We start from the raw sequence: 23,671 nt of genomic DNA, 5'->3' as shown, positions 1-23,671 counted from the left end.
GGCGTACCGGGACCGCGGTCAGGTGCCCGAGGCGAGCAGCTGGCCGGCCAGCCGCTGGGCCTGGGCGAGCAGCGCGCCGTAGGTGGCGACCTCGTCGGGATCGTCCGTCGCGGAGCGGGCCAGGTCCCGGCGCAGGTCCGCGAGCGCGCCGCGCAGGCCGGCCACGGACTCGCGCAGCTCCTCCTCGCACGCGTCGCCGAACCGGCTGTGGCTGTAGAGCCGCAGCGCGCGGGCGGTCCGGCACAGGAACTCCGCGTACCGCCGGGCGGCCCCGGGGCGCGGCCGGGCCGCAGGGCGGTCCCCGGCGGTGGCCTCCAGCACCGTGCGGGTCACCTCCGCGGTGTGCACGGCCGCGTAGTCCAGCACCACCACCGCGTCGTCGTACCCCTTGCCCGGCGACGCCGGCACACCGCCGCGGCGGCGGCGCAGATTGACCCGCAGGCTCTCCCGGCTCCACTCGGCCGTCGACCGGGCATGCTCCACCTGCCGGTGCAGCCGCAGCGCGCGCTGGTGCCAGCCGTCGGCCTCCTCCGGGTCCCAGCGTCCCGCGGCCAGCCCGTCCGCCACGTCCCGGAGGATGTCGTGCGCCTCCTCGGTCGCGTCCCGCAGCACCGCCTGGGTGTCGCGCAGATACAGCGGTGGCCGGACCAGCGCGTTGACCGTGATCCCGACCACCGCGCCGAACAGGGCCTCGGTGAGCCGGGCCGCCGAGGTGGCGACGCTGACCGAGCCGTTCGTCAGCACGAACAGGGCGCCGGTGGCCGCGTAGATGCCCTGGCTGCCCAGGCGCCGCCACTGGCCCAGCAGCATCGCGAGGGGCAGCACCACCGCCATCGCGCCCACCGTGCTGTGCAGCAGCAGCCCGACGGCGGTGGCGGCGACCGTGCCGGCCGCGATCGCCCCGAGCTGCTGGAGGCCGCGGGTGATCGACCGGTACACGGTCGACTCGACCAGCACCACCGCCACCCACGGCGCGACGAACGCCACCGGCGCCTTCAGCCACCAGCCCGCCACCGCCCAGGCCAGCCACGCGGCCAGCGCCGCCTTCCCGGCCTGGACGGCCAGGTCCCGTTCCCGCCCGGGTCCGGCCAGGGCCCGCCGCGCCGCGTCCACCGCGGCGGACAGATCACGCCGTACGGCCTGCCAGGTCACTCGTAGTCCACGCACACCTCCCCGGGTGCCACCTTGGGCACGGGTCATGCCCGTGCCCGTGGGTGTTCCGGGTGCTCCCGGGTGTGTCGTGCCGCGTCCCGCCGCCCGGCTCAGCCCAGGCTCGGCGGTGTCCAGTCGGCGTGCCGCAGGATGGCGCGGATCGACGTCCGGGACGGGGCGAGCCGCAGGCCGGTGTTGCGCAGGGCGACGGCCACGGGGTGGGACAGCCGCTGGCCCAGCCGGCCCGCCTGCCGGGCGGCGCGGGCGACCGACTGGGCCCGGGGGCGGCGCTCGGCGTCGTACCGGGCCAGCGCCGCGCCGACCGAGGGCTCCGCGGCGAGCGCGGCGGCCAGCGTCGCCGCGTCCTCCAGGGCCTGGCAGGCGCCCTGGCCGAGATGCGGGCTCATGGCGTGCGCCGCGTCGCCCAGGAGCGCCACCCGTCCCGCCGTGAAGGAGGGCAGCGGGGTGACGAGTTCGTCTATGTCGTGGTGCAGCACGGCCTCGGGCCGGGTCGCGGCCAGCAGCGCCGGGACCGGGTGGTGCCAGTCGCGGAAGCGGTCGCGCAGCATGCCGAGCGGGTCGGTGTGGCGCACCCCGGCCGGCGCGGTGAGCACCGCGTGCCACTCGGCGCGGCCGTCGGCGAAGGCGATGTGCCCGAACTCCGCGCCCTGGCCCCAGGTCAGCTCGAAGTCGGTCGCGAGGTCCACCGGGCCCTCGGTGACGGCGCGCAGCACCGTCGAGCCGGCGTAGACCGGGCCGGGATGGTCCGGGAAGAGCAGTCCGCGCAGCCTGCTGTGCACCCCGTCCGCCGCGACGACCAGGTCCGCGTCCAGGAAGTCGTTCCCGGCGGGCACCCGCACCCGGCCGGGAGCCGACAGGTCGAGCGTCCGCGCGGTGACGCCGGTGAGCAGGCACTCGGCGGGCAGCGCCGCGCGCAGCAGCCGGTGCAGGGCGGCGCGCGGGATGCCGACGATGGGCGCGCCGAGCTCGCGTTCCAGCACGGTGCCGTCCATGCGGGCCAGCCACCGGCCGGTGGGCGTACGCGTGCCGCCGGTGTACTGCGGCCGGGCCGCCGCCCGGACCGCCGCGCCGACGCCCACCACGTCCAGCGCGCGCAGCCCGTTGGCGTGCAGGGAGATGCCCGCGCCCGCGTCGGCGAGGACGGTGGCCCGCTCCACCACTCGGACGTCCCAGCCGACGCGCCGCAGCCCGAGGGCCGCCGCCAGTCCGCCGATGCCGCCGCCGACCACCACCGCCGTACCGCCCATGCCGACCCCTCCGTACCTGATCCTTCTACATCTGTAGAAGCACTCTAGCGTGGCTTTCTACAGATGTAGAAGCGGGTTCGGAAACCGGTGTAGAAAGGGGAGGTGGCCTCAGACCGACGAACCCTGCTCGCCGACACGGCGATCACCGTGCTCGCCGACACCGGCATGCGCGGGCTGACGCACCGTGCCGTGGACCGGGCGGCCGGCCTGCCGCCCGGCACCACGTCCGCCTACTTCCGCACCCGGCAGGCCCTGCTCACCGCCCTGGTCCGCCGGCTGGTCGCGCTCGACCAGGCGGAGCTGGAGGAGACCGGCGCCCGCACACCCGTGCCGCGCACGGTGGGTGACCTGACGGCGGGCATCGCCGCGCTCGTCGAGGCACGGCTCACCGGGGACGGCCGGCGCCGGTCGCTCGCCCGTTACGCCTGCGCCGTCGAGAGCGCGCACCATCCCGAACTGCGCGAGATCCTCGTGCCGCACGAGAACCAGGGCCGGCGGACCGTGCGGGACTTCCTCGCCGCACACGGGGTGACGGACCCCGAGGACCGCACGGTGACCCTGCTGACCTGCGTGGACGGTCTCGTCTTCGACCGCCTGGTGCACGGCGGGAGCGTCCGGGCGCAGGAGATCCACGGACTCGTCACCGCCGCGCTGCGCTGAGCCGCATGACGCCTGCCGGAGCGGCGGGACCGGTTCAGCGTGGGCCGGGGCGTGGGTCAAGGGGGCACGGCGCGGAGCGCGGTCAGGACCGCCCAGACGACCGAGACCAGCGGCACCGCCACGACCGCGCCGATCACCCCGGCGACGATGCTGCCCGCGATCACCGACACGGCCACGACCAGCGGGTGCAGCCGCACCGCCCAGCTCATCACCAGCGGATGCAGCACATGTCCCTCCAGCTGGCCGATCACCACGATCAGCACCAGCACGGCCAGCGCCGTCAGCGGACCCCGTCCGGCCAGCGCGACGACGGTGGCCACGCCCAGCGCCACCGGCGAGCCCACCAGCGGCACGAACGCGGCGAAGAACTCCAGCAGGGTCAGCGGCAGCGCGAGCGGCACCCGCAGCACGAACAGGGCCACGCCCACGAGCACCGCGTTGGTGGCCGCGATGATGATGATGCCGCGGGTGTACCCGGAGAACGTCCGCCAGGCCGCCCGCCCCGCCCGGTCCCACGCCGGGCGGGCCCCGCCCGGCACCAGCCGGTCCCGCGCCCAGCCCCACAGGCGCTCGCCGGAATGCAGGAAGAACACCGAGGCGAACAGCGCCAGCGCCCCGCCCGTGATCAGCTCCACCACCCGGCCCAGCTCGTCCACCGCGCTGCTGAGCAGCGCCGACCGGTGCGCGGTGACGTACTGCGTCACCTGCCGTTGCAGCGTGGACAACGCGCCGGGACCGAGCCGGAACGGCGGCCGGCGCAGCCAGCCCTCGATACGGTCGACCCCGCCGCGGAACTCGTCCGTCAGCCGGCCCGACTCGCCCGCCACCGAGCTGCCCACCAGCGCGAACAGCCCGAGCACCAGCACCACACTGCCCACCAGCGCCACGGCCACGCCCAGCGGCCTCGGCAGGAACCGGCTGAGCAGATCGGTCGGCGGGCGCAGCACGGACGTCACGACCAGGGCGAGGAACAGCGCGACGGCCACGAGCTGGAAGCTGCCGAGGACGCTGAACACGCCGTAGACGACCGCACCGACGAGGATCAGCCGCCAGGCGTAGGAGGCGGCCACCCACAGCCAGGGCACCGTCCGGCCGTCCGCCGCCGGGGCGGACCCCGGGCGAGGCGGGGCGGGCAGCCGCACGGAGTACGCGGGCCGGCTGCCCAGCACCGCGCCCCGGGCCCGGCGCCGCCCGGCCCGTCCGGCCGTCCGCCGGCGCGCATCGCCCACCACCGCTCCCGTCCGCTCGCCCCGCCGGCCCGGCTGACGGCCGGTCACCTGTACGACACGGTAAGCGCGTCCCGGGCCGGCGGCGCGCGGAGAACACCCGGGTGGCGGCGGAGCGCCGAGGCGGCCCGGGGGAGACGGCGGCCCGTGCGCCGTCGGGGAGCGCGGCGGCGACGGCGGGGGAGGCGTCGCTCCACCGGCCGGGACCGAGGGGGTGACGGCCGGTGGGTCGACGGATGGATGCCGCGACGGCCGGGTCCGCTACGGCTCCGTGGTGCCCGTGTCACCGGCGGACGCGGGCAGGCCCTCGGTGAGGCCCGTGGGCCGCTCGTCGCACCGGCGGTAGCGGGCGACCGCCCGGCCGAGTTCGCGCCGCTCGGACTCGGGCAGGCTGCCGCCCTGGACGTAGGCCAGCACGTGCTCGGCGACCGTGCGCAGCTTGACGTTGGTGCGCTGGGAGACGTCCCGCAGCGCCCGCCAGGCCTCTTCCGGAGCGAGCTGCCCGAGGACGACGACGGCGCCGATGGCCTGGTCGATCACGGCGTGCGAGGTCACGGCGCGGCGCAGTTGCCGGTTCTCCTCCTGCAACCGGTCGTACTCCGACGCCAGGTCGGTGGCCGAGAGCAGGGTGAGGGGCTGGTTCCGGGAGAGGGCGAAGAAGGCCATCGAGCACCTTTTCGGGGTGGAGGGGGCGTCCACGCTACGCCTGCCCTCAGCGGGCGCACGCACACGAACCGAACCGGACCGCGACCGCCCACGGACACCCGCCCGTCTCCCGGCTACGACCCTCAGGCCGCTGTCTCCCGTCGCCGGTCCCGGCCGGCGGACGGCCGTCAGCCGGACAGCCCGGTGTCCTGGACCGCGCGCTCCACCGGCAGCAGCTCCCGGATGTCCGCGGGCAGCGCCCCGGCCATCCGCTCGGTCAGCTCCGGCGCGAGAGCGGCGTCCAGCACCTCCAGCACGGCGGCGGCGTCCCGCAGCGCCTTGTCCTCGTCGGTGCCGGCCCGGGCGGCGACCCGCCCGGCGAAGGCGGTCAGCCCGAACCGTTCGCCCGCGGAGCCGGAGTCCCGCCCGGCCGAGGCGTCGGCCGCCTCCCGCATGGCCGCCGCCAGGTCCGGCGGGAGCTGCGCGGCCACATGCCGGGCGAGCCCGGACGGCAGCCGTTCCGCCAGCGTGCTGACGACCGCGTGCGCGGCCCGCTCGGCCGTTCCCCGGTCGGGCAACTGGGCCAGCGCCTGCACCTTCCCGATCATCTCGTCGTGCCGCATGAGACCGGTCCCTTCCGCGCGATGCGCCCCCGGCGCGCCCGCCCGGCGGACGTGGCGCCGCCGGCCGGGTACCCCGGCCGGCCCCGGATCACCGGCGCCGGGACCGCCGTCCGGGTTGCGTCGGTCCCCGGTGGCGGGGTACGTGTCGGCAGCGGGACACCGGCGGAGCGACGTGCGAGTGCGAGGTGCGCATGGCAGGCACGATGCTGACGGCCCCGTTGTGGGACCTCCACAACGGGCAGGGACCACGGCAGCTGGCCGAACTCGGGCTCGCGCTGCTGCTGTCGAGCCTGATCGGCTGGGAGCGCGCGGCCCAGCAGAAGAGCGCGGGCATGCGCACCCACAGCCTGGTCGGCATCGCGAGCGCCCTGATGATGGAGGTCTCCCAGCACGGGTTCAGCGCGGTGCTCGGCCTGGACCACGTGTCCTTCGACCCCTCCCGGGTCGCGGCGCAGATCGTCTCCGGCATCGGCTTCATCGGCGGCGGGCTGATCTTCGTACGACGGGATGCCGTGCGCGGTCTGACCACGGCCGCCACCATATGGCTGACCTGCGCCGTCGGCATGGCCTGCGGCGGCGGGCTGCCCGTGCTCGCGCTGGTGGTGACGGCGCTGCACTTCCTGGTGGTCCGGGGATACCCGCGGCTGTCGTCCCGGCTGGTCTCCGGCACGGCCGCCACCACGTTCGAGGCGCGCCTGACCTACCGGACCGGGACCGCGCTGCTGCCGCGCCTGATGCAGATCTGCACCGGGCGCGGCTTCCGGATCGTGCAGGTCAAGGTGGAACGGCTGCCCGGCCGCACCGACGAGGCGGCACGGGTGCTGCTGCACCTGGAGGGCACCGCGGACCCCTCCGCGCTGGCCTCGGAACTGTTCGTGGACGAGGGCGTACTGGACGTCGAACTGTCCACCACGGCGGACGAGGAATAACCCCGGCGGCCGGACCGGGGCCGTCGCCGGATCAGCCCTCGGCCTTCGCCTGCGTCGCCGTCCAGGCGTACTGGAGCCAGTCCGACACGGTCACCGCGCCGAGGCCGCCGCACACCAGCCGGGTGAGCCGGGGCGCCGCCGCGTAGGAGCACACCAGGGCACCGGCCGTCCAGGCCGCGGTGCAGAACGGACAGGACACCAGGTCGCCGACGGCCCGCCGCAGCCCGGTGCCGCGCGGCTCGTCCAGCACCTCGGCGGCCTCGCCGTCGTCCCCGCGCCGGGTGAACGGCGCCCGGACGAAACTGGTGATCTTGTCCCTGGTCAGCAGCCGCGACGTCTTGTAGGTCGCCACGCCCAGCAGCGCCACGTCCCAGGGCGGCACCTCCTGCGGCAGCCGTACCCCCCGGCGCCGGGCCACCAGCGCGAAGGTGCCGACGCTCGCCGCGAACACGGAGGCGAGGACGGCGTACCCGCCCAGTGGCGTCTCGCCCCGCTCGTCGTAGCGTGCGGCGTCCGTCGTCATGAGACCTCCCAGAAGTCCACCGGTGTGCACCGTCCCGTGTGCCGGGCGCCGGACGAGTGCCCTCCCGGCCGGACGCGACACGTGACCTTGTGGGCCCGGACCAGGCGGAGTAAATTATTCATCGTCCGATGAATTACATCGTACGGTGCGTCACTGCTCCCGGGAAGGGCGGAACGGCCATGGAGAAGACCACCTGCTGTGTCGTGGGCGGCGGACCCGCGGGCATGGTGCTCGGCCTGCTGCTGGCACGCGCCGGGGTTGCGGTGACGGTGCTGGAAAAGCACGCCGACTTCCTGCGTGACTTCCGCGGCGACACGGTCCACCCGTCCACCCTGGCGCTGCTGGACGAACTGGGCCTGGCCGAGCGCTTCGCCCGGCTTCCGCAGCGCCGGGTCCGCACCGTCCAGTTGCCGGTCGGCGCCGGCCGCGCGCCGGTCACCGTCGCCGACCTCTCGGTCCTGCGCGGCCCCTACGACTACGTGGCGATGGTGCCCCAGTGGGATCTGCTGGACCTGCTCGCCGCGGAGGCCCGCCGCGAACCCTGCTTCGACCTGCGGATGAACACCGAGGCGACCTCCTTCCTGACCGAGTCCGGACGGATCACCGGAGTGCGCTACCGCACCGCCGACGGCCGCACCGGAGACCTGCGCGCCGTGCTCACCGTCGCCTGCGACGGCCGCGGCTCGCTCGCCCGCTCCCGGCCGGAGCTGCGGCTGCGCCGCTTCGCCTGCCCGATGGACGCCTGGTGGTTCCGGCTGCCCCGGCGGGAGGGTGATCCGTCCGGGCTCGTCGGCGCCGCCGGCGACGGCCTGCTGACCGCGATGATCGACCGCGGTGACTACTGGCAGTGCGCCGCGCTCATCGCCAAGGGCACCGACCCCGAGCGCCGTGCCGCCGGCCTGGACCGCTTCCTGGCCGGATACGCCGCCGCCGTCCCCTGGATCGCCGACCACACACACACCCTGCGGTCGTGGGACGACGTCAAACTCCTCGACGTGCGGCTGGACCGGCTGCGCCGCTGGCACCGGCCCGGTCTGCTGTGCATCGGCGACGCGGCGCACGCCATGTCCCCGGTCTTCGGCATCGGCATCAACCTCGCCGTGCAGGACGCCGTGGCGACCGCGCGCCACCTGGCCGGACCCCTGCGCCGTGGCAGGGTGCGCCTGCGTGACGTACGGGCCGTGCAGCGCCGCCGCCGTCCCACCACGGTCGTCACCCAGGCACTCCAGCGGACGGCCCACGCCCGTGTCGTCGCCCCGGTGCTGAGCGGCCGGCCGCCGCTGGGCGGCGCACGACGGGCCCGGCGCGTCGCGGGCCTGGTCGCGGGCTCGCCCTGGCTGCGCCGGCTGCCCGCGTACTTCGTCGCCTACGGCGCCCGCCGGGAACGGCCCCCCGCGGCAGCGGTCCGCCCGCCGGAACCGGACACGGAAAGCCCCACCCCCACCCCCACCCCCGCACCCGGCCCGTGACCGGGAGCCGCCACAGCCGATCATCGGCCCGTCCGGCCCCGCGCCGGGCCGCCCTGCCGGAACGCCGGCGTCCGGCCCGGCGCAGGTGAGACCCCGGACGGGGACAGCGAGGAACTGCCTTTGGCCATAAGCGTTCTGATACGGCATCAGTCCGCATTCTTTCGCGTAACCACCGTTGTCCGAACAGAAGGCTCTATGTTCCACTGATCTCCTCCGCCACATCGATCACCCGCTCCCGGGCGGGGAGAGCAGCCAGAGGGATCCGTGTGTGATGACCTGGGGTTCGAAAGACTCCTCGGCGAGGACGGTTTCTTCGCCCGTATGCTCGGGCGGTCGCCGTCGGGGGCCACTCGTGAACCCCTGTACGGTCCGGACCTGCCCGTCGTACTGCTCACCGGCGGCCCGGGCATGGGCAAAGGCCGGCTGCTTCGCGCCGCCCGGGACCGGTTCGCCACCAAGGTGCCGGTGATCTACCTGGACTGCGGCTCACCGGTCCATGCGGAACGGGCCGAGCCGGAGCCGGGCGCCCGCTCGGCCGCCACCGAGGTGCTGGTCGAGGCCGCCCGGCGGCTGTGCACCTGGCAGGGAACAGGCGGTTCGTTCACCTTCCCGCGGCTCTTCGCGGGCCTCGCGGTGATCGCGACCGGAGTGGCGGAGGGAACGCCCGACGCGGTCGCGGCGGAGGTCGAACGGTACGCGGAGTTGCCCCAGCGCCAGCGCTTCCGCGGCGTCGCGGCAGGCGACTTCTGGCGCGGCGCGCTCCTCGGCGCCATCCGGAACCTGCTGAACACCCTGTCCGCGCAGGCGCTCGGCCCCTACTCGGCCGCGGTCAGCGGCGCACTGGTGGACGCCCTCATCTCCAGCCTGGCACCCCGAGGCCGGACGGAGATGGCCCGGCTCTACGGCGCGTACCCCGGCGCGGCCGGCCAGCCCGAGCACGGACTGCGCGACCTCGCCGCCGACTTCCGGGCCGGCGGCGAGGGACGCGAGGTGGCGGAGCGCTTTCTCTTCCGGGCCCTGCGCGAGGACCTGGAAGCGGCCTACGGGGGAGCGGTGGGCTGGCTGCGCCGGGTCGGCCGCCCGGCGATGCTGCTGGACCACGCCGAGACACCACTCGGAGAACAGCTGCTGCGCGCCGTGCTCACCGACCGCCGCGGCGGCCAGCGCGACCGCGTGGTGATCGTGGGCACCGCGCGCCGGGCGGACGGCGGCGCCTTCCTGTACGAGGGACTGCCCGCCCGGGAGGTGCCGTCCCCGGCGGAGTTCCGGCCGGCCGACGGCGCACCGCCCGCCTGGACCCGGCGCACCGCCTCGGGCGAGGGCCGGGCACCACTGGCCGACGGGGTGCTCCTGCTGCGGATGCCGCTGCTGACCGGCGACCAGCTCCGCGAGGAGACGGTCCGCAGACAGCGGCGCGCCGGAGAACTGGGCGGCACCAACCGCCGCCGTATCGACGCCGCCGTGGCCCGGCTGAGCGGCGGACGGCCGCACACGGTGATCCGGCTGGCCGCCGCCGCCGCGACCTACCACATGCCGGAGGACGCCAACGACCGGGACATCCTCGCCGCCACGCTGCCGCTCCCGGCCGACGGCACCACCACCGAGCGGCCCGTGGCGGACGTCCTGCTGGAGGAACTGGTCCTGGCGCAACTGCCGGTACGGCTGCCCGCCGAACACCACGACCAGTGGCTCGACCTGCTCACCCATCTGTCGGTGGCCCACGACACGGAGTGCGCGGACGTCCTGCTCCGTCACCACCAGCGCCGCCGCGTCCACCGGCTGACGGCCCATCATGTCGCCCAGTTCCTCGCCGACACCGGATGGCCCGGCTGCGAACGGCACTTCATCGGGGACTTCGGTCTGCGTCAGCTACTGGTGCACCGGTTGTACGGGCTGGAGCCCGACGGCGCCGCCTGGTACGCCGACCACCACCTGCTGCGCGACCACTACACCGGACGCGTGGCGCAGGACGCGGCGCCGGGCGGCGCGTTCCGGTCGGTCATGACGCACCGGATGAACCACCACCTGGTCTCCGGCGGGGTCGACGACGTCGTCCGCCATCTGGCCGCCACGCTGCCGGGCCGGCCAGGGGAGTGGTGCGCCGAGCTGCTGGAGATCGCGCAGGCGCCGTATCCGGGCGGCGCGGACACCCGCCGGCGGCGCGCCCAGGGCCTGGTCGCGGTGGACGGACCGGCGCTGCGCCGCACCGTCGACCAGCTGCTGCACGCGGTGTGGCTGTGCGAGGAGCGGACCAGGCCGACCGGACCGGAGACGGCCCGCACACTGGCCAAGCTGCTGGACCTGCTCTCGATCATGGAGTTCGAAGGGGCCGGGCAGCTCGGCAGGACGGCCACCGAATGGAGCGGCCTCGCGGAGAACGACCAGCCGCTGCTGCGCTGCGCGTGCACCGATCAGCTCGGGCGAAGGAGATAACCGCGATGCCCAGGTGGAAGAAGATCCTCTACACGCTGCTGGCCACGGTGGTGGTCGTGGCGGGCGGCGTGTTCGGCTGGTCCTTCCTGCACCGGCCGGACACCTGCGCCGAGGGTGTCGAGCGGATCGGCGGCGAGTGCGTCGGCGTCAACGGCTCGGGCTACGACTTCGGCACCGAGGAGATCAGCGCCGTGGCCAAGGCCATCGCCCGGGAGAACGACCGGATCGACAAGGAGCCCCATGTCACGGTGGCCATGATGCTGCCGCTGCACTCCGACAAGCCGGCCCTGCGCCGGCAGATCCGCAGCGACCTCCAGGGCGCGTACCTGGGACAGCTGGCGGCCAACGCGGGCACGGGCGAGCCGCCGAAGATCCGGCTGGTGCTGGCCGACCCCGGACGGGACTACAGACACCAGTCGACGGTCGTGGACACCCTGCTGCGCATGGCCGACTCCTCCGCGGACCGGCTGCGCGCCGTCACCGGGTTCAACCTGAGCCTCGGTGCCACCGAGGCGGCCGTCCGACGGCTGACCGCCCACCACGTCCCGGTGCTCGCCTCCCGGATCACCGGAAACGGGATAGCCAACAAGGAGGGCCTCGCGGCGGTGGCCAAGCCGGACTTCCCCGGCCTGGCCCGGATCATCCCCACCAACGACGACGTGGCCCGGGCCCTGGCCGGCTTCAACGGTGACTGGAACCGGGAGAACAGCAGGACGGTGCTGGTCCACGACACGCGCCCCGACAGCTACAACGAGTCGCTGGCGAAGGCGTTCGACGGGATCGAGGAGAAGGGCCCGGCCGGCCCCGCCGCGATGTCCTTCACGTCCCCGGAGATCGACGAGGCGGGCTCCACCGGCAACCAGTTCACCTCGATAGCCAACAACATCTGCGGCTCGCAGGCCGACACCGTCTACTTCGCCGGCCGCACGCTGCACCTGCGGCTCTTCGCACTGAAACTGGCCGAGGTGGGCTGCGCGAACCGGCACTACACGATCATCAGCGGCTCCGACGCCGCCTCGCTGCGGCAGAACATGAGTGCGCGGGACTGGGAGCGGCTGCGCGGCACGGCCGGCCGGCCCAAGGTGACCGTGCAGTACGCCGCCCCCGCCCATCCCGAGGCCTGGAGCACCGAGCTGGCCGCGTGGAAGAAGGACTGGGCCAGGACCCACGGCCGCGAGCCCGCCGAGCGGGACCTGCCCCAGTACCTCACCGAGCCCCAGGCGGCCCTGGCCGGCCTGGAGAAGCTGATCGAGACCACCCCCGCGACGGACTTCGGCGCCCCACCGGACCTGGAGGACTCCCGGACGATGCTCGTGTACGACGGCCTGGTGACCATCGGCACGGCACTGCACCAGGCACAGAGCGGCGCCGCCGAGAACACGCCCGGCCCGGAGGACGTCGGCAGGGAGTGGGCGCAGCTCCAGTCCCAGCACCGGGTGCGCGGCACCAGCGGTCTGATCTGCCTGACCGGCGGCGGCAACCCGTACGACAAACCGGTCGCGGTGGTCGAACTCGATCCGGGCCGGAAGGGCGGGGGCAAGCTGAAGTTCGTCGGCCTCGGCTGGCCCGCCGACGGCCGGCCGCAGCCGCACAACTGCGTCATCCCCGACCACACCTCGTGACGGACGTCCCGGGCCGGCGCACCGGACGGCCCGCCCGCCCGGCCCGGGAGTCCCAGGCCACGGGAGCGTCCTCGTGCGGCGGGCGTGGGTCAGGTCACATATGAGCTGGTTCGCACTCCCTCCCGGGTGCGCCGGGCGCCGGGCTACCGTGGCGAGGAGCCCTCACCCCCTCGCCCCTCGGACGGTCCGGCCGTGCCCACTGATCTGTCTCCCCTGATAGCCGCGACGGCGCGCTGGCTGACGGTCGCCTACCCGCCCTGCGGCGGCGCGCTCGCCGCCGCGCTGTGCGAGGCGCAGGCCCGGCAGGCGGTCACGGTGGCCGCCCGGCTGCGGTATCCCACCGAGATCGACGCGGGCCTGGTCACCCTGGCGGGCCCGGGCGGCGCGGCCCGCCTGGACTGGATCGCCGGCGCCGACGGCTCCGGCGAGCAGCCGGCCGAGGAGTGGGCGTGGCGCACCTGGGTGGACGAGGTCGTGGCCAGCTGGGCCGCCGCGCTGCTCACCGATCCCGCACTGGCCGGCCTCGCCGTCGCCGCGCTGGCCGGTGCCGAGCACGCCGCGGACGCGTCGGCCGCCTTCCGCCGGCTGCTGGACCCCGACGACGTCGACCGCCGCGCCGCCGCCCTGCTCCGCCATCCCGACCTGCTGGCCCCCGTCACCGGCCTCCACCACGCCCAGCTCCGCGACCGCCTCACCCCGGGCCCCACCCTGGCGGCCTGAGCCATCTGACGGACGCGGAGGGTCCGACCCGGACGCCGGGGTGCGGCCCCGGGACGGGCCGGGGTCAGCGCAGCAGCAGGTAGCGGGTGACGAGCGAGTGGGCGCGGTCCGCGCCGATGCCCAGCGCGCGCCCCAGGTCCTCCCAGCGTCCGTCGCCGTCCTCGTCGAACGCGCGGGCCGCCTCCCGGCCGGCCTGCCCGGTCAGCCGGTCCAGCGCGGCGACGGCCCGCAGCGCGGCGGCCGGCGCGTCCTCGGCCAGCGCGGCCAGCCTGTCCTCCAGAGCGGTGAGCAACTGGGCCAGGTCGTCCGGCAGCGGCACGGTCCGCCGCTCCACCGCGCGGATGTGCTCGCTCCAGTCCCGGCGCGGCCCGGAGACGTCCATGTCCTCCAGACCCTCCTCGTCCAGCTCGCCCCACGGCACCGGACTGCTGGGCCCGCGCCAGCCGCAACTGCACGCGGCCCGCACGGCGGCGGCCCTCGGTCTGCTCGCCCCGCCGTCGTACGCCCACCACTCGCTGGTCCGGTACATCGTCGCGCCGCTGCCGATGTCGAAGTACGCGGGCTTCGGCTCACTGCCGTCGTCCAGGACGGCTCCCACGATGCCCTCATGGGAGTCCCCGAACTCCTCCGTCGTCCAGCCCACGTCCGCCTCCCGCCCCGTGCCGGCCACGTCCCGCCCATCATCGGCGACGGCGGGCCCGGCCGGGCCGCGGAGCTGGAAATGCGGCCGAAAGCGGGCCGGTGCCGGACCGGCAGCCCCACCGGTCACGGTGACACCGGCCGCTCGGACACCAGGGCGCGGCCGCGGGAACCGTACCGGCGGCGCGGTCGTGAACCGCTTCCTGAGCAGCAGCGCGCCGGGGCGTCAGCCGGCCGCGTTCTCCGTCCGCATGCGCACCTGTTCCTCCAACCGCCGCAGACTGCCGTCCAGCGCGTCGTACACCGCCTGCTCGCCCGGGTCGTGGCCGGCTTCGAAGAAGGACAGGTGCACGGTCACCTCGCTGGCGCCGCTGCCGATGCCCGCCACCTGGAGCCAGCCGGTGTAGCTGCCCTGCTCGCGGGTGCCCCACTCCAGGCGCATCTGGTCCGGCTCGGACCGCAGCAGGGCGGGCAGGTCCTGACCGGAGTGGTCCTCGTGCACGGTCACGGCGGGCGGGTCCTGGACCGCCACGTGCAGGGCGTCCGGGAGCCACGCGTCGAGCTGCGCGACATTGGCCGCCTGGTCGAAGACGTGCTCGGGCTGCGCGGGCATCGTGCGGGAACGTTCGTACTCGGCCATCGTGGTAGCGCTCCTTCCGGTCGGACGACGTACCCCGACCGCGTGCCCCTTCCACGGCGGCCGAAAAGCCCCCGCCCCGGCTTCCTCACGGCCGGCCGGCACGGGACGCCCCCCGGCACCGGCCCGCCGACCGGCACCTGGACGCCGCAGACACCTTCACGCAGCGGAGACCGTCACGCGGCCGCAGGCTGTGCCGCCATCGCCGCGCGTGCCGTCCGTTCCACCAGGGACACACCGTCGCTCATGGAGACGTTCCCGTCGGACAGCACCGCGACGAGGTACCGGTGTTCCCGCACGGTGACCTCGCCGACGCTGTTGACGTCCCACAGACCCGTGGTGCTCCGCTGGAGCCAGCCGTTCTTCAGCGCCCGCGGGGAGTCCGGATCGCCGGCCGCCGGGACACCCCACGCCTGCTCCGGTACGACCTGGCCCATCAGCGTGCGGACATAGGCGCGGGACCGCCCGTCGAGCCCGCCGGAGCCCCGGCGCGCGGTGTCCCCGGGACCGAACACCTCCCGCAGCAGCCGCACCTGGTCGCCCGCCGTCGTCCGGGTCAGCCCCCACTTGCCGCCGGGGCCGCCCGTGGTCGCGGTCAGCCCCAGCCGCTCGTTGGCCGCCGCCAGCCCCGGGGCGCGGCCGATCCGCCGCCACAGGGCGTTGGCGGCCGCGTTGTCGCTGCGCCGGATCATCGGCTCGGCGAGGCCGCGCTCGGCGGGGGTCAGCTCCCGTCCCGCGTCCTGCGCGCGGAGCAGCAGCGCGGCGAGGATGTCGACCTTGACGATGCTGGCGGTGTCGTACGCCCGGTCCCCGCCGCTCACCACGGCGGTGCCGCCGGTGCCGTCCAGGTCGAGGACGGCCGCCGTGGCGTGCGCCGAGGCCTTCGCGGGCGGCGCGGCCACCGCGGGCGACGGGTGCAGGAGGCCGGCGGAGAACAGGGCGGCGGCCGAGGCCGCGAGCGCGGCGGTCTTGGCCCGAGCGGTGCGGGAGAGGCGGGAGGACATGAGGAACGAACGTAGACAAGATGCGCCCGCGCTGACATGGCGGCCGTCACGTTCCGCCCGTCTTCGCCCCGATTGTGAGAAGAGCCACCGAAGGGGAGCGCCACCGAAGGGGAGCGGAGCCGTCGATGGGGGAGTGGGGCCGACGAGGGGGAGTGGGGCCGCCGACGGGGCGCATCGTGCCGTCCGGCCGTCCCAGGCGGCGGCGTGTACGCGCGGTCCGGCCGGCCTCCTCGCCTATCGTCGCCGGGACACCGACATCCGGAGCGACGATGGAAAAAACGGATGAACTGGTCGGTACGGCGCCGAGCGCGGTCGCGGTGCCTCCCGGGCGCCCGCGCTCGGCGCGCCGCCCCGGGCCGTGGCTGCTCGGCACCGCCCTCGCGCTCGGCGCCGGTGCCGCCGTCGTGCTCCTGCCGGCCGGCGTCCCGTGGCCGCGACCGCCGGCCGTCCAGGCCTGGCGGACCGTCTGCCTGGCCATCACCGTGCAGGCGCTGCCCTTCCTGCTTCTGGGCACCGCCCTGTCCGGCGCCATCAACGCCTTCGTGCCGGCCGACCTGTTCACCCGGGTGCTGCCGAAGCGGCCCGCCCTCGCCGTCCCGGTCGCCGGTGCGGCCGGCGCGGTCCTGCCGGGCTGCGAGTGCGCCTCCGTCCCCGTCGCGAGCAGCCTGATCCGCCGGGGCGTGCCGCCGGCCGCCGCCTTCGCCTTCCTGCTCTCCGCGCCGGCGATCAACCCGGTGGTCCTCGTGGCCACCGCCGTCGCCTTCCCCGGCAGCCCCGCGATGGTCGCCGCCCGGCTGCTGGCCTCCCTCGCCACGGCGGCCGTGATGGGCTGGCTGTGGCTCTGGCGCGGCAAGGAGGAGTGGCTGCGCCCCCTGCTGCGCCAGAGGCACACCGGCCACCGGCCCGGCCACGGCCGCTGGCGGGAGTTTCGGCTCGGCTTCCAGCACGACTTCCTGCACGCCGGCGGCTTCCTCGTGTTCGGTGCCATGGCCGCCGCCACCTTCAACGTCGGCGTGCCGGGCTCCGTCCTGGACGCCTTCTCCGGCTCACCGTGGCTGTCGGTGGTCTTCCTGGCGGGCCTCGCCGTGCTGCTGGCCGTCTGCTCGGAGGCGGACGCGTTCGTCGCGGCCTCCCTCACCGGCTTCTCGCCGACCGCCCGGCTCGCCTTCCTGGTGGTCGGTCCGATGGTCGACCTCAAGCTGATCGCGCTCCAGGCCGGCACCTTCGGCCGGGCCTTCGCCTGGCGGTTCTGCACGGCGACCACGGTCGTCGCGGTCGCCGCCAGTGTCCTGACCGCGGGGGCGCTGCTGTGAGACGGCACGTCCAGACCCTCCTGCTGGCCCTGACCGGGGCCGGCCTGCTGCACGCGGCCCTCTTCACCGACCTCTACCTGCGCTACGTCAAGGCCGGACTGCGCCCGCCGCTGATCGCGTCCGGGGCGGTCCTGCTGCTGCTCGCGCTGGCGTCGGCGGCCACCCGCGCCGACCGGCGCCCCGCGCCCCGCACAGACAACACCGACACTCACGAGCCCGGCCCCGCCGCCACTCACGCGCCCGGCCCCGCCCACACGCACGGGCACGACCCCGCCGAGGCCCACGGGCACGGGCACGACCACGCCGGCACCCCGCGCGCCGCCTGGCTGCTGTTCCTGCCCGCGCTCAGCCTGCTCTTCCACGCGCCGCCCGCGCTCGGCGCGTACACCGCGGCCCGGGCGAACGACAAGCCGGTCACCGTGCAGCGGGGCTTCCCCGCCCTGCCCGCGACCTCGCCCCTGCCGCTCACCCTCACCGACTTCACCCGGCGGGTCCAGCAGGACCGCAGCGGGGCGGTGCGGGGCCGCGCCGTACGGCTGACCGGCTTCGTCACCCCGGCCGGGCAGGGCGGCGGCTGGTACCTGACCCGCATCGTCTTCTCCTGCTGCGCGGCGGACTCCCAGACGGTCCGGGTGCGCGTGTACGGCGGGCAGGCGCCGCCCGCCGACACCTGGCTCGCGGTGACCGGCACCTGGCACCCGCGGGGCACCCTGGGCACGCGGACCGCCGAGGCGGCGCTCGACGTCAGGGACGCCAGGCCCGTCGCACCGCCGGTGAACGCCTACACCGACGACCTGCCGCTGGCCCCTTCCTGACACCCCTTCCCGACTTCTCTCCGACCTCTTCCCGAGCCCTTGCCGGAGGCTTCCCGGCCTCCTTCCCCGGGTCTTCCCGAGGTCTTTCCCCGGCCCGCGCGGACGACCGGCGAGGAGAGGTGCACGATGGTGTGGTGACGCTGTTCCGGGACCGGGTCCGGGCCACCGTGCCGGGCGGTCCCGGTCGCGGGCCGCCGGCGTGCGGAAGGAGGCGGTGGCGATGACGCGGACACCTGCCACGACGGTCACCCGGGTGTGGTGGTGGCGCTGGCGGCGCAATCCGCTCAGGCGGCACAGCGATGTCGTGGAGGCGTGGATCGTGCTCGCCGGCTGGCTGCTGGCCCTCCTCGCCGGGGTCGTCGCGGGCCTGGCGGCGGCCCGGACCTCCGAGTCGGCGTTCGCGGCACGGCTGGTCCGGACGCACTCCGTCTCCGCCGTGGTCACCGACGGCGCCGCGCGCAGACCGTCCGCGGGCAGCGGCTACGACGACGGGCGGGTGTGGGCGACCGTGCGGTGGACCGGCCCGGACGGAGCGGTGCGCACGGACCGGGCCAAGGTCGTCCCGGGCGTCCCCGCCGGAAGCCGGGTGACCGTGTGGACGAACCCGGCGGGCCGGATCGTGCCCGCTCCCGTCGTCGGCGCGGCGGCCGACCTCCAGGCGGCCCTCACCGGCGCCCTCGTCGCCCCGACCGCCGGCGCGCTGGTCTGGGGCGGGGTGTGGCTGGTCCGCGACCGGCTCATCCGGCGCCGCATGGCCGAATGGGACGAGGAGTGGAAGCGGATAGGGCCCCGGTGGGGCAACCTCAGCGGCGGCAGGGGCTGACCGGGCCCCGCCCGGTGCACCTCGGCGGCCGGTCACCCGCCGCGCGACCGGTCCCGTCCGTAGGGGCGTGAGGAGGCGCGACCGGTCCAGGCCGCAGGGGCGTGAGGACGCGTGACCGGTCCAGGCCGCGGGGGCGTGAGGACGCCGGGCCGGGTTACCCGGCGGGTATGGCGAAGCTGCACCTTTCACGACGGCACCACCGGCAGGCCGCCGACGAGTCACCGGAGCCGCGCATCCCGGCACCGGAGGAAGCCGGACCCGGTCCGGAGGTCGAGCGACGGGCCCCGGACACGCCGGTCCGGCTGCCCCGGCGGGCCTGGCGCGCGGTCTTCCGGGGCGCCCTGCGCGAGTTCCGGGACGACGAGCTGACCGACCGGGCCGCGGCGCTCACGTACTACAGCGTCCTGTCCCTGTTCCCGGCGCTGCTGGTGCTGGTCTCCCTGCTGGCCGTCGCCGGCCGGTCGGCCACCGACCGGGTGCTGGCCAACCTGCGGAACCTGGCCCCGGGCCCCGCCCGCGACATCATCACCCGGGCCGTGCAGCAACTCCGCGACGGCGCCGGCATCGGCTCGGTCGTGGCCCTGGTCGGCATCGTGCTGGCCGTGTGGTCGGCGTCCGGCTATGTGGCGGCCTTCATCCGCGCCGCCAACGCCGTCTACGACATGCCCGAGGGCCGGCCGGTGTGGAAGATCCTCCCGGTGCGGATCGGCGTCACGGTGGCGCTGATGGTGCTCGCCGTCGCCGGCTCGCTCATCGTGGTGTTCACCGGCAGCCTGGCCCGGCGGGCCGGACAGGCGATCGGCATCGGCGACACCGCGCTGACGGTCTGGTCGATCGCGAAGTGGCCGGTGCTCGTCGTCCTCGTCACCCTCATGATCGCGCTGCTGTACTGGGCGACCCCGAACGCCAAGGTCAAGGGCTTCCGCTGGATCACACCCGGCAGCCTCCTCGCCCTGCTGATCTGGATGGCCGCCTCCGCCGGGTTCGCGTTCTACGTCGCCAACTTCGGCTCGTACAACAAGACCTACGGCACCATGGCCGGCGTCATCGTCTTCCTGGTCTGGCTGTGGATCACCAATCTGGCGATCCTGCTGGGCCTGGAGTTCGACGCGGAGACCGTACGGCAGCGGGCCATCGCCGGCGGCCATCCGCCGCAGGCCGAGCCCTACACCCAGCCCCGCGACACCAGGAAGTGGGACGAGGAGGACGTACGCCGCCTGGACGAGACCTGACGCGCACGCCCTCCCCGCCGCCTCACGCCGCGTGTCCGCCGTCCACCGAGAACTCCGCGCCCGTCACATAGGCCGCGTCCGGTCCGGCGAGGAACGCCACCATGGACGCCACCTCGTCGGCCGTGCCGTAGCGGCCCAGGGCGGTCATGGCGGCCTGGCCGGAGGCGTACGGGCCGTCCGCGGGGTTCATGTCGGTGTCGGTCGGGCCCGGGTGCACGACGTTCGCGGTGATGCCGCGCCCGGCCAGCTCCCGGGCCAGCGCCTTGGTCAGCCCGACCACGGCCGACTTGCTCATCGCGTACAGCGTGGCCCCGGGCCCCGGCACGCGTGCGGCGACGCAGCTTCCCACGGTGATGATCCGTCCGCCGGGCCGCAGGAGTCCGGCGGCGGACTGGGCGGCCAGGAACACGCCGCGCACGTTCACCGCGAGCAGGCGGTCGACGTCGGCGAGCGACAGGTCCGCCAGCGGCCCCATCACCCCGACGCCCGCGTTGCCCACCAGGATGTCCAGCCCGTCCAGCGCCCCGGCCGCCTGCCGCACGGCGTCCGCCGCCTCGGCCGCGTCCGCCGCGTCGGCGCGCAGGGCCACGGCCCGCCGCCCCAGCGCCTCGATGTCCCGTACGACGGCCTGCGCCGCGTCCTTGCCGTGCACATAGGTGACGGCCACGTCCGCGCCCTCCCGGGCCAGCCGCCGTGCCGTCGCCGCGCCGATGCCCCGGCTGCCGCCGGTGACCAGTGCCGTCTTGCCGTCGAGTCGTGTGGTCGATGTCGATGTCGATGTCGATGTCATGGCTCCATCCCACCGGAGCGGCGCGGGCGGCACCGGCGGCCGGCGGACATCGATCTCACCCGGGCCCGGCCCCCGGGCGGTCAGCCCCGCAGGGTGCCGCGCGGGCTGATCAGACCACTCTCGTAGGCGAGGATCGTGGCCTGGACCCGGTCGCGCAGTCCCAGCTTGGACAGCAGGGCGTTCACATGGCTCTTGACCGTGCCGGTGGTGACGCCGAGTTCGGCGCCGATCTCCGCGTTGGTCAGACCGGAGGCGATCTTCAGCAGGACTTCCCGCTCCCGCTGGGTCAGCCGCCCCAGCGGCCCGTCGGCCGGGGGCAGGGCGGGGCCGCCGCGGGCGAAGGTGTCGATCAGCCGACGGGTCACGGCGGGCGCCAGGATGCCGTCGCCGGCCGCGACCACCCGGATCGCGGACAGCAGTTCCTCGGGCTGGGCGTCCTTCAGCAGGAACCCGGACGCCCCGGCACGCAGCGCCTCGTACACGTACTCGTCCAGGTCGAACGTGGTGAGCACGAGCACCCGTGGCGCACCGGCCGGCGCGGTGATCAGCCGGGTGGCGGTGAGCCCGTCCATACCCGGCATCCGGATGTCCATCAGGACGACGTCGGCGTCCCCGGCCGTGGCGAGCGACACCGCCGTCGCCCCGTCACCGGCCTCGGCCACCACCGTCAGACCGGGTTCCGCGTCCACGATGGCGGCGAATCCGGCACGGACCACGGCCTGGTCGTCGACGACGATCACGCGTATGTCGACGGGGACACCTCCTGGACGGGGGCCGGAACGGCTCCGGCCGGCAACGACACCCGTAGCGTACCGGCCGGTTCGCACACGATCCGTCCCTCACCCGCGGCGACCTGCACCCGCAGCCGCTCCGCGACCGGGCCCGCGACGGCGAGCCGGACACCGGTCACCGTGATCCGCAGGGTGCCGCGGCGCCGCCGCAGCGTCACCCGGGCCGGGCCCGGATCGCCGGCGCCGAGCGCGGCCTCCACGATCCGGTACACCGACACCTGCACGGACGGCGGCAGTTCGCGGGCCGCCTCCGGCAGCCCCCGCAGCCGTACGTCACGGCCGGCGGCACGCAGCGCGCCGCACAGGGCGCCGAGGTCGGCGGCGGACGGCGACGGCGCGAGCGGACCACCGGGCCCCTCGTCCGCGGCGTCGCCCAGGCCGCGCAGCATCTCCCGCATCGCGGCCAGCGCCGCCCGGGCCGTGCCCGCCACCTCCTCCAGGTCGCCGCGCCGGGCCGCGCCGACCAGCTCCCGGGTGTGGGTCAGCACGGCGTCGCTCAGCGTGGCCGCCAGCCGCCGCCGCTCCGCCTCCGCGGCCCGGTCCGCCTGCCACAGGGAGCTGGCGAACGCGAAGTCGTCGAACGCCAGGGCCCGCAGCCGGCGCCGCCGTACGAGCAGACCGGCGCCCCACACGGCGGCGAACAGCGGGGCCAGCAGGACGGTCAGCGCGAACGGCAGCAGGACCAGGTCGGCCGCGCCCACCGGCTCGCCCGCCGCCACCCCGTCGGCGCACGACACCGCCGCCACGGCACAGGCCGCGCCGAACGACCCGGCGGCCGGCGCGGGCCAGGTGCGCGAGGGGCCCCGGCCGTACGCGGCGACCGCGTACACGGCGAGCACCTCCACGAGCGTCCCGCACGCGAGGAACTGCGCGACCTGCGACGGCAGCGGCACCGCGACGACCGCCGCCGGGCTCAGCCAGGCCGTCGCCAGCACCGTGAGGAAGACGGCCCACGGCGCACGCCTGCGCCACAGCAGCGGCAGCGCGTGCAGCACCAGCAGCCCGCACACGACCAGCAGGCCCGGCAGCGCGGCCCGCCGCGCGGCGGCCGGCCAGTCCTCGCTCAGCGCCAGCGTGCAGGCCACGGGCAGGATCATCGCCGCCAGTGCCAGGGCCGGGTCGGCGAGCCGCTGCTCCCGCAGGACGTCACGCCGCCAGCCGGGTGGGTCCGGCCGCCGCGGCGCGGCTTCGTCGGGCAGCGTCGCGCGCACCAGCCAGCCGCCCTCCGGCGTGGGCCCCGCGGTCAGTTCGCCGCCGGCCGAGGCCGCCCGCTCCCGCATCCCGGTCACCCCGCGTCCCGCGCCGAGCCCGCCGGTGCCCTGCGGCGCGGTGCGCGGCGGCGCGTTCTCCACGGTCAGTTCCAGCAGGCCGTCCGCCCGCCGGACCACGACCCGGGCGGCGGCGCCGGGCGCGTACCGCAGGGCGTTGGTGAGCGCCTCGCGGACGATGCCGTGGACCGCCTCGGCCGCCGGTCCGGCCAGGTCGTCCGGGATCCGCGCGGTCACCGGACGGCCCAGCCGGCCGAATCCCGCGAGGAGTTCCTCGATCCGTCCGCTCATCGGCCGGTGTTCCCGGTGGTCGGTGTCCCGCAACAGGCCCACCAGCCGTTGCAGCGCCGTCAGGGTCTCGGTGCCGGTGCGCTCCGCGAACGACAGCGCCTCGGCGGCCAGGTGGGGCCTGCCGTCCCGGAGCCTGCGCGCCGCGTCGACGGTCACCACGACCGAGGTGAGGTGATGGGCGCTCACGTCGTGCAGCTCGCGGGCCAGCCGCCGGCGCTCCCGGTCGCCCGCCAGCCGGCGGGCCTGCTCGGCCCCGGCCAGCCGCCGGGCCGCCGTCAGCCGGCCGGCGAGCCACTGGCGCCGGCCCTCGCCGAGACCCGCGCACAGCACGTACCCGCCCAGCGAGAGCGCCATGTCGGACAGCAGCGCCGGCCGCGCGCCCTCCTGCACGGCCGCCCCCGCCCACTCCACGCCCACCACGGCGGCCACCGCCCGCACCGTCACCGGCACCGGACAGCGCACGGCGACGGAGTACAGGGCGATCAGGGTGCCGCAGCCCGGATAGCCGTCGGGCCACGCCAGCCCGCCGACGACCAGGGCGGCCAGGGTGCCCGCCAGCGCCCGCACCGGTGCGGTACGGCGCCGGCCCAGCGCGACTGTCTCGACGGCCAGCGCGCACAGCACGGCGAGCAGCGCCGGCGGCCCGGGCGGGTCGTCGGGGCCCACCCCGGGCCACAGCAGGACACCCTGCCCGGCCGCCAGCAGCAGGGGCAGAAGCCAGTTGCGTATCGTCTCCATGTCGCCGACGAGCGTAGACACCCGCCGGGGACGGCGAACACCAACCAGAGATAGAGAACC

22 protein-coding genes are annotated in these 23,671 nt (G+C 75.6%); 10 read left to right on the top strand and 12 right to left on the bottom strand.

What is annotated here, in order from left to right; genetic code table 11:
• Positions 1–18 precede the first annotated feature (18 nt).
• Together ACH4OA_RS27065 and ACH4OA_RS27060 are read right to left on the bottom strand one after the other, a co-directional pair.
• The gene (locus tag ACH4OA_RS27065; RefSeq protein ID WP_397942242.1) at positions 19–1,125 is read right to left on the bottom strand and encodes an aromatic acid exporter family protein; all 1,107 of its coding nucleotides are present in this window, start codon (positions 1,123–1,125) and stop codon (positions 19–21) included.
• Between the two features lie 137 nt (positions 1,126–1,262).
• A complete protein-coding gene (locus ACH4OA_RS27060) occupies positions 1,263–2,420 on the bottom strand; it encodes an FAD-dependent monooxygenase (RefSeq protein WP_397942118.1) in 1,158 nt (385 codons plus the stop codon).
• Positions 2,421–2,522: 102 nt separating this feature from the next.
• Between ACH4OA_RS27060 and ACH4OA_RS27055 the strand changes: the two genes are divergently transcribed.
• Positions 2,523–3,080: a TetR/AcrR family transcriptional regulator gene (locus tag ACH4OA_RS27055; protein WP_397946939.1), complete on the top strand. Its 558-nt coding sequence runs from the start codon at positions 2,523–2,525 to the stop codon at positions 3,078–3,080.
• Between the two features lie 56 nt (positions 3,081–3,136).
• Here the strand turns inward: ACH4OA_RS27055 and ACH4OA_RS27050 are convergent, their stop codons facing one another.
• The 3 genes from ACH4OA_RS27050 to ACH4OA_RS27040 form a co-directional block, all read right to left on the bottom strand.
• Positions 3,137–4,309, bottom strand: coding sequence for an AI-2E family transporter (locus ACH4OA_RS27050; protein ID WP_397946985.1), 1,173 nt, complete (start codon positions 4,307–4,309; stop codon positions 3,137–3,139).
• A 258-nt stretch (positions 4,310–4,567) separates the two neighbouring features.
• Positions 4,568–4,972 carry an ANTAR domain-containing protein gene (locus ACH4OA_RS27045; protein ID WP_397942114.1) on the bottom strand — a complete coding sequence of 135 codons (405 nt, stop codon included), beginning with the start codon at positions 4,970–4,972 and terminating at the stop codon, positions 4,568–4,570.
• A 167-nt stretch (positions 4,973–5,139) separates the two neighbouring features.
• Entirely contained in the window at positions 5,140–5,574 is a 435-nt protein-coding gene (locus tag ACH4OA_RS27040) for a DUF2267 domain-containing protein (RefSeq protein ID WP_365941879.1), read from the bottom strand.
• A gap of 191 nt (positions 5,575–5,765) precedes the next feature.
• Between ACH4OA_RS27040 and ACH4OA_RS27035 the strand changes: the two genes are divergently transcribed.
• On the top strand, positions 5,766–6,503 hold the full coding sequence (locus ACH4OA_RS27035) for an MgtC/SapB family protein (protein ID WP_365884178.1): 738 nt from the start codon (positions 5,766–5,768) through the stop codon (positions 6,501–6,503).
• A gap of 31 nt (positions 6,504–6,534) precedes the next feature.
• Here ACH4OA_RS27035 and ACH4OA_RS27030 read toward each other — a convergent pair whose 3' ends face one another.
• On the bottom strand, positions 6,535–7,026 hold the full coding sequence (locus ACH4OA_RS27030) for a DUF1360 domain-containing protein (RefSeq protein WP_397942110.1): 492 nt from the start codon (positions 7,024–7,026) through the stop codon (positions 6,535–6,537).
• Between the two features lie 179 nt (positions 7,027–7,205).
• Here ACH4OA_RS27030 and ACH4OA_RS27025 point away from each other — a divergent pair, with 179 nt between their 5' ends.
• From ACH4OA_RS27025 to ACH4OA_RS27010, 4 genes are all read left to right on the top strand, one after another.
• Positions 7,206–8,495: an FAD-dependent oxidoreductase gene (locus ACH4OA_RS27025; RefSeq protein ID WP_397971564.1), complete on the top strand. Its 1,290-nt coding sequence runs from the start codon at positions 7,206–7,208 to the stop codon at positions 8,493–8,495.
• Positions 8,496–8,759: 264 nt separating this feature from the next.
• Entirely contained in the window at positions 8,760–10,928 is a 2,169-nt protein-coding gene (locus tag ACH4OA_RS27020; RefSeq protein ID WP_397971561.1) for a hypothetical protein, read from the top strand.
• Positions 10,929–10,933: 5 nt separating this feature from the next.
• Positions 10,934–12,550 carry an amino acid ABC transporter substrate-binding protein gene (locus tag ACH4OA_RS27015; protein WP_397942104.1) on the top strand — a complete coding sequence of 539 codons (1,617 nt, stop codon included), beginning with the start codon at positions 10,934–10,936 and terminating at the stop codon, positions 12,548–12,550.
• A 192-nt stretch (positions 12,551–12,742) separates the two neighbouring features.
• Positions 12,743–13,270 carry a hypothetical protein gene (locus tag ACH4OA_RS27010; RefSeq protein ID WP_397971559.1) on the top strand — a complete coding sequence of 176 codons (528 nt, stop codon included), beginning with the start codon at positions 12,743–12,745 and terminating at the stop codon, positions 13,268–13,270.
• Between the two features lie 64 nt (positions 13,271–13,334).
• Here ACH4OA_RS27010 and ACH4OA_RS27005 read toward each other — a convergent pair whose 3' ends face one another.
• The 3 genes from ACH4OA_RS27005 to ACH4OA_RS26995 all read right to left on the bottom strand — a co-directional run bounded on the left by ACH4OA_RS27005 (position 13,335) and on the right by ACH4OA_RS26995 (position 15,550).
• Positions 13,335–13,913 (bottom strand): hypothetical protein, encoded by a 579-nt coding sequence (locus ACH4OA_RS27005; protein WP_397942240.1) that lies wholly within the window; start codon positions 13,911–13,913, stop codon positions 13,335–13,337.
• Between the two features lie 222 nt (positions 13,914–14,135).
• Entirely contained in the window at positions 14,136–14,549 is a 414-nt protein-coding gene (locus ACH4OA_RS27000; RefSeq protein WP_365883996.1) for an SRPBCC family protein, read from the bottom strand.
• 173 nt (positions 14,550–14,722) lie between these two features.
• Positions 14,723–15,550, bottom strand: a complete 828-nt coding sequence (locus ACH4OA_RS26995) for a serine hydrolase (protein WP_397942100.1) — start codon at positions 15,548–15,550, stop codon at positions 14,723–14,725.
• A gap of 269 nt (positions 15,551–15,819) precedes the next feature.
• Between ACH4OA_RS26995 and ACH4OA_RS26990 the strand changes: the two genes are divergently transcribed.
• From ACH4OA_RS26990 to ACH4OA_RS26975, 4 genes are all read left to right on the top strand, one after another.
• Positions 15,820–16,863: a permease gene (locus tag ACH4OA_RS26990; RefSeq protein ID WP_397971557.1), complete on the top strand. Its 1,044-nt coding sequence runs from the start codon at positions 15,820–15,822 to the stop codon at positions 16,861–16,863.
• Positions 16,860–17,678, top strand: coding sequence for a TIGR03943 family putative permease subunit (locus tag ACH4OA_RS26985; RefSeq protein ID WP_397971554.1), 819 nt, complete (start codon positions 16,860–16,862; stop codon positions 17,676–17,678). Before ACH4OA_RS26990 ends, ACH4OA_RS26985 begins: the two co-directional genes overlap by 4 nt.
• Before the next feature lie 220 nt (positions 17,679–17,898).
• Positions 17,899–18,501, top strand: coding sequence for a hypothetical protein (locus ACH4OA_RS26980; RefSeq protein WP_397942094.1), 603 nt, complete (start codon positions 17,899–17,901; stop codon positions 18,499–18,501).
• A 167-nt stretch (positions 18,502–18,668) separates the two neighbouring features.
• Entirely contained in the window at positions 18,669–19,733 is a 1,065-nt protein-coding gene (locus ACH4OA_RS26975) for a YihY/virulence factor BrkB family protein (RefSeq protein ID WP_365883842.1), read from the top strand.
• Between the two features lie 22 nt (positions 19,734–19,755).
• On the opposite strand, the gene ACH4OA_RS26970 is transcribed toward ACH4OA_RS26975, so the two are convergent.
• The 3 genes from ACH4OA_RS26970 to ACH4OA_RS26960 all read right to left on the bottom strand — a co-directional run bounded on the left by ACH4OA_RS26970 (position 19,756) and on the right by ACH4OA_RS26960 (position 23,611).
• Positions 19,756–20,523, bottom strand: coding sequence for an SDR family oxidoreductase (locus tag ACH4OA_RS26970; protein ID WP_397971552.1), 768 nt, complete (start codon positions 20,521–20,523; stop codon positions 19,756–19,758).
• 80 nt (positions 20,524–20,603) lie between these two features.
• Positions 20,604–21,263: a response regulator gene (locus tag ACH4OA_RS26965; protein ID WP_397971550.1), complete on the bottom strand. Its 660-nt coding sequence runs from the start codon at positions 21,261–21,263 to the stop codon at positions 20,604–20,606.
• Positions 21,260–23,611 (bottom strand): histidine kinase, encoded by a 2,352-nt coding sequence (locus tag ACH4OA_RS26960; RefSeq protein WP_397971547.1) that lies wholly within the window; start codon positions 23,609–23,611, stop codon positions 21,260–21,262. Before ACH4OA_RS26960 ends, ACH4OA_RS26965 begins: the two co-directional genes overlap by 4 nt.
• Positions 23,612–23,671: the final 60 nt, after the last annotated feature.

It is taken from the genome of Streptomyces sp. NPDC017095, from assembly GCF_044332325.1.
Classification (GTDB): domain Bacteria; phylum Actinomycetota; class Actinomycetes; order Streptomycetales; family Streptomycetaceae; genus Streptomyces.
The sequence above is the reverse complement of the archived record's forward strand: the minus strand, read 5'-3'. Positions and strand labels throughout refer to the sequence as shown.

What these genes read in the sequence shown, in the direction of transcription:
- ACH4OA_RS27060 (WP_397942118.1), bottom strand. Translation starts at nt 2,420, where the DNA reads ATGGGCGGTACGGCGGTGGTGGTCGGCGGCGGCATCGGCGGACTGGCG.
- ACH4OA_RS27045 (WP_397942114.1), bottom strand. Translation starts at nt 4,972, where the DNA reads ATGGCCTTCTTCGCCCTCTCCCGGAACCAGCCCCTCACCCTGCTCTCG.
- ACH4OA_RS27040 (WP_365941879.1), bottom strand. Translation starts at nt 5,574, where the DNA reads ATGCGGCACGACGAGATGATCGGGAAGGTGCAGGCGCTGGCCCAGTTG.
- ACH4OA_RS27035 (WP_365884178.1), top strand. Translation starts at nt 5,766, where the DNA reads ATGGCAGGCACGATGCTGACGGCCCCGTTGTGGGACCTCCACAACGGG.
- ACH4OA_RS27030 (WP_397942110.1), bottom strand. Translation starts at nt 7,026, where the DNA reads ATGACGACGGACGCCGCACGCTACGACGAGCGGGGCGAGACGCCACTG.
- ACH4OA_RS27025 (WP_397971564.1), top strand. Translation starts at nt 7,206, where the DNA reads ATGGAGAAGACCACCTGCTGTGTCGTGGGCGGCGGACCCGCGGGCATG.
- ACH4OA_RS27015 (WP_397942104.1), top strand. Translation starts at nt 10,934, where the DNA reads ATGCCCAGGTGGAAGAAGATCCTCTACACGCTGCTGGCCACGGTGGTG.
- ACH4OA_RS27000 (WP_365883996.1), bottom strand. Translation starts at nt 14,549, where the DNA reads ATGGCCGAGTACGAACGTTCCCGCACGATGCCCGCGCAGCCCGAGCAC.
- ACH4OA_RS26995 (WP_397942100.1), bottom strand. Translation starts at nt 15,550, where the DNA reads ATGTCCTCCCGCCTCTCCCGCACCGCTCGGGCCAAGACCGCCGCGCTC.
- ACH4OA_RS26990 (WP_397971557.1), top strand. Translation starts at nt 15,820, where the DNA reads ATGGAAAAAACGGATGAACTGGTCGGTACGGCGCCGAGCGCGGTCGCG.
- ACH4OA_RS26980 (WP_397942094.1), top strand. Translation starts at nt 17,899, where the DNA reads ATGACGCGGACACCTGCCACGACGGTCACCCGGGTGTGGTGGTGGCGC.
- ACH4OA_RS26975 (WP_365883842.1), top strand. Translation starts at nt 18,669, where the DNA reads ATGGCGAAGCTGCACCTTTCACGACGGCACCACCGGCAGGCCGCCGAC.
- ACH4OA_RS26970 (WP_397971552.1), bottom strand. Translation starts at nt 20,523, where the DNA reads ATGACATCGACATCGACATCGACATCGACCACACGACTCGACGGCAAG.
- ACH4OA_RS26960 (WP_397971547.1), bottom strand. Translation starts at nt 23,611, where the DNA reads ATGGAGACGATACGCAACTGGCTTCTGCCCCTGCTGCTGGCGGCCGGG.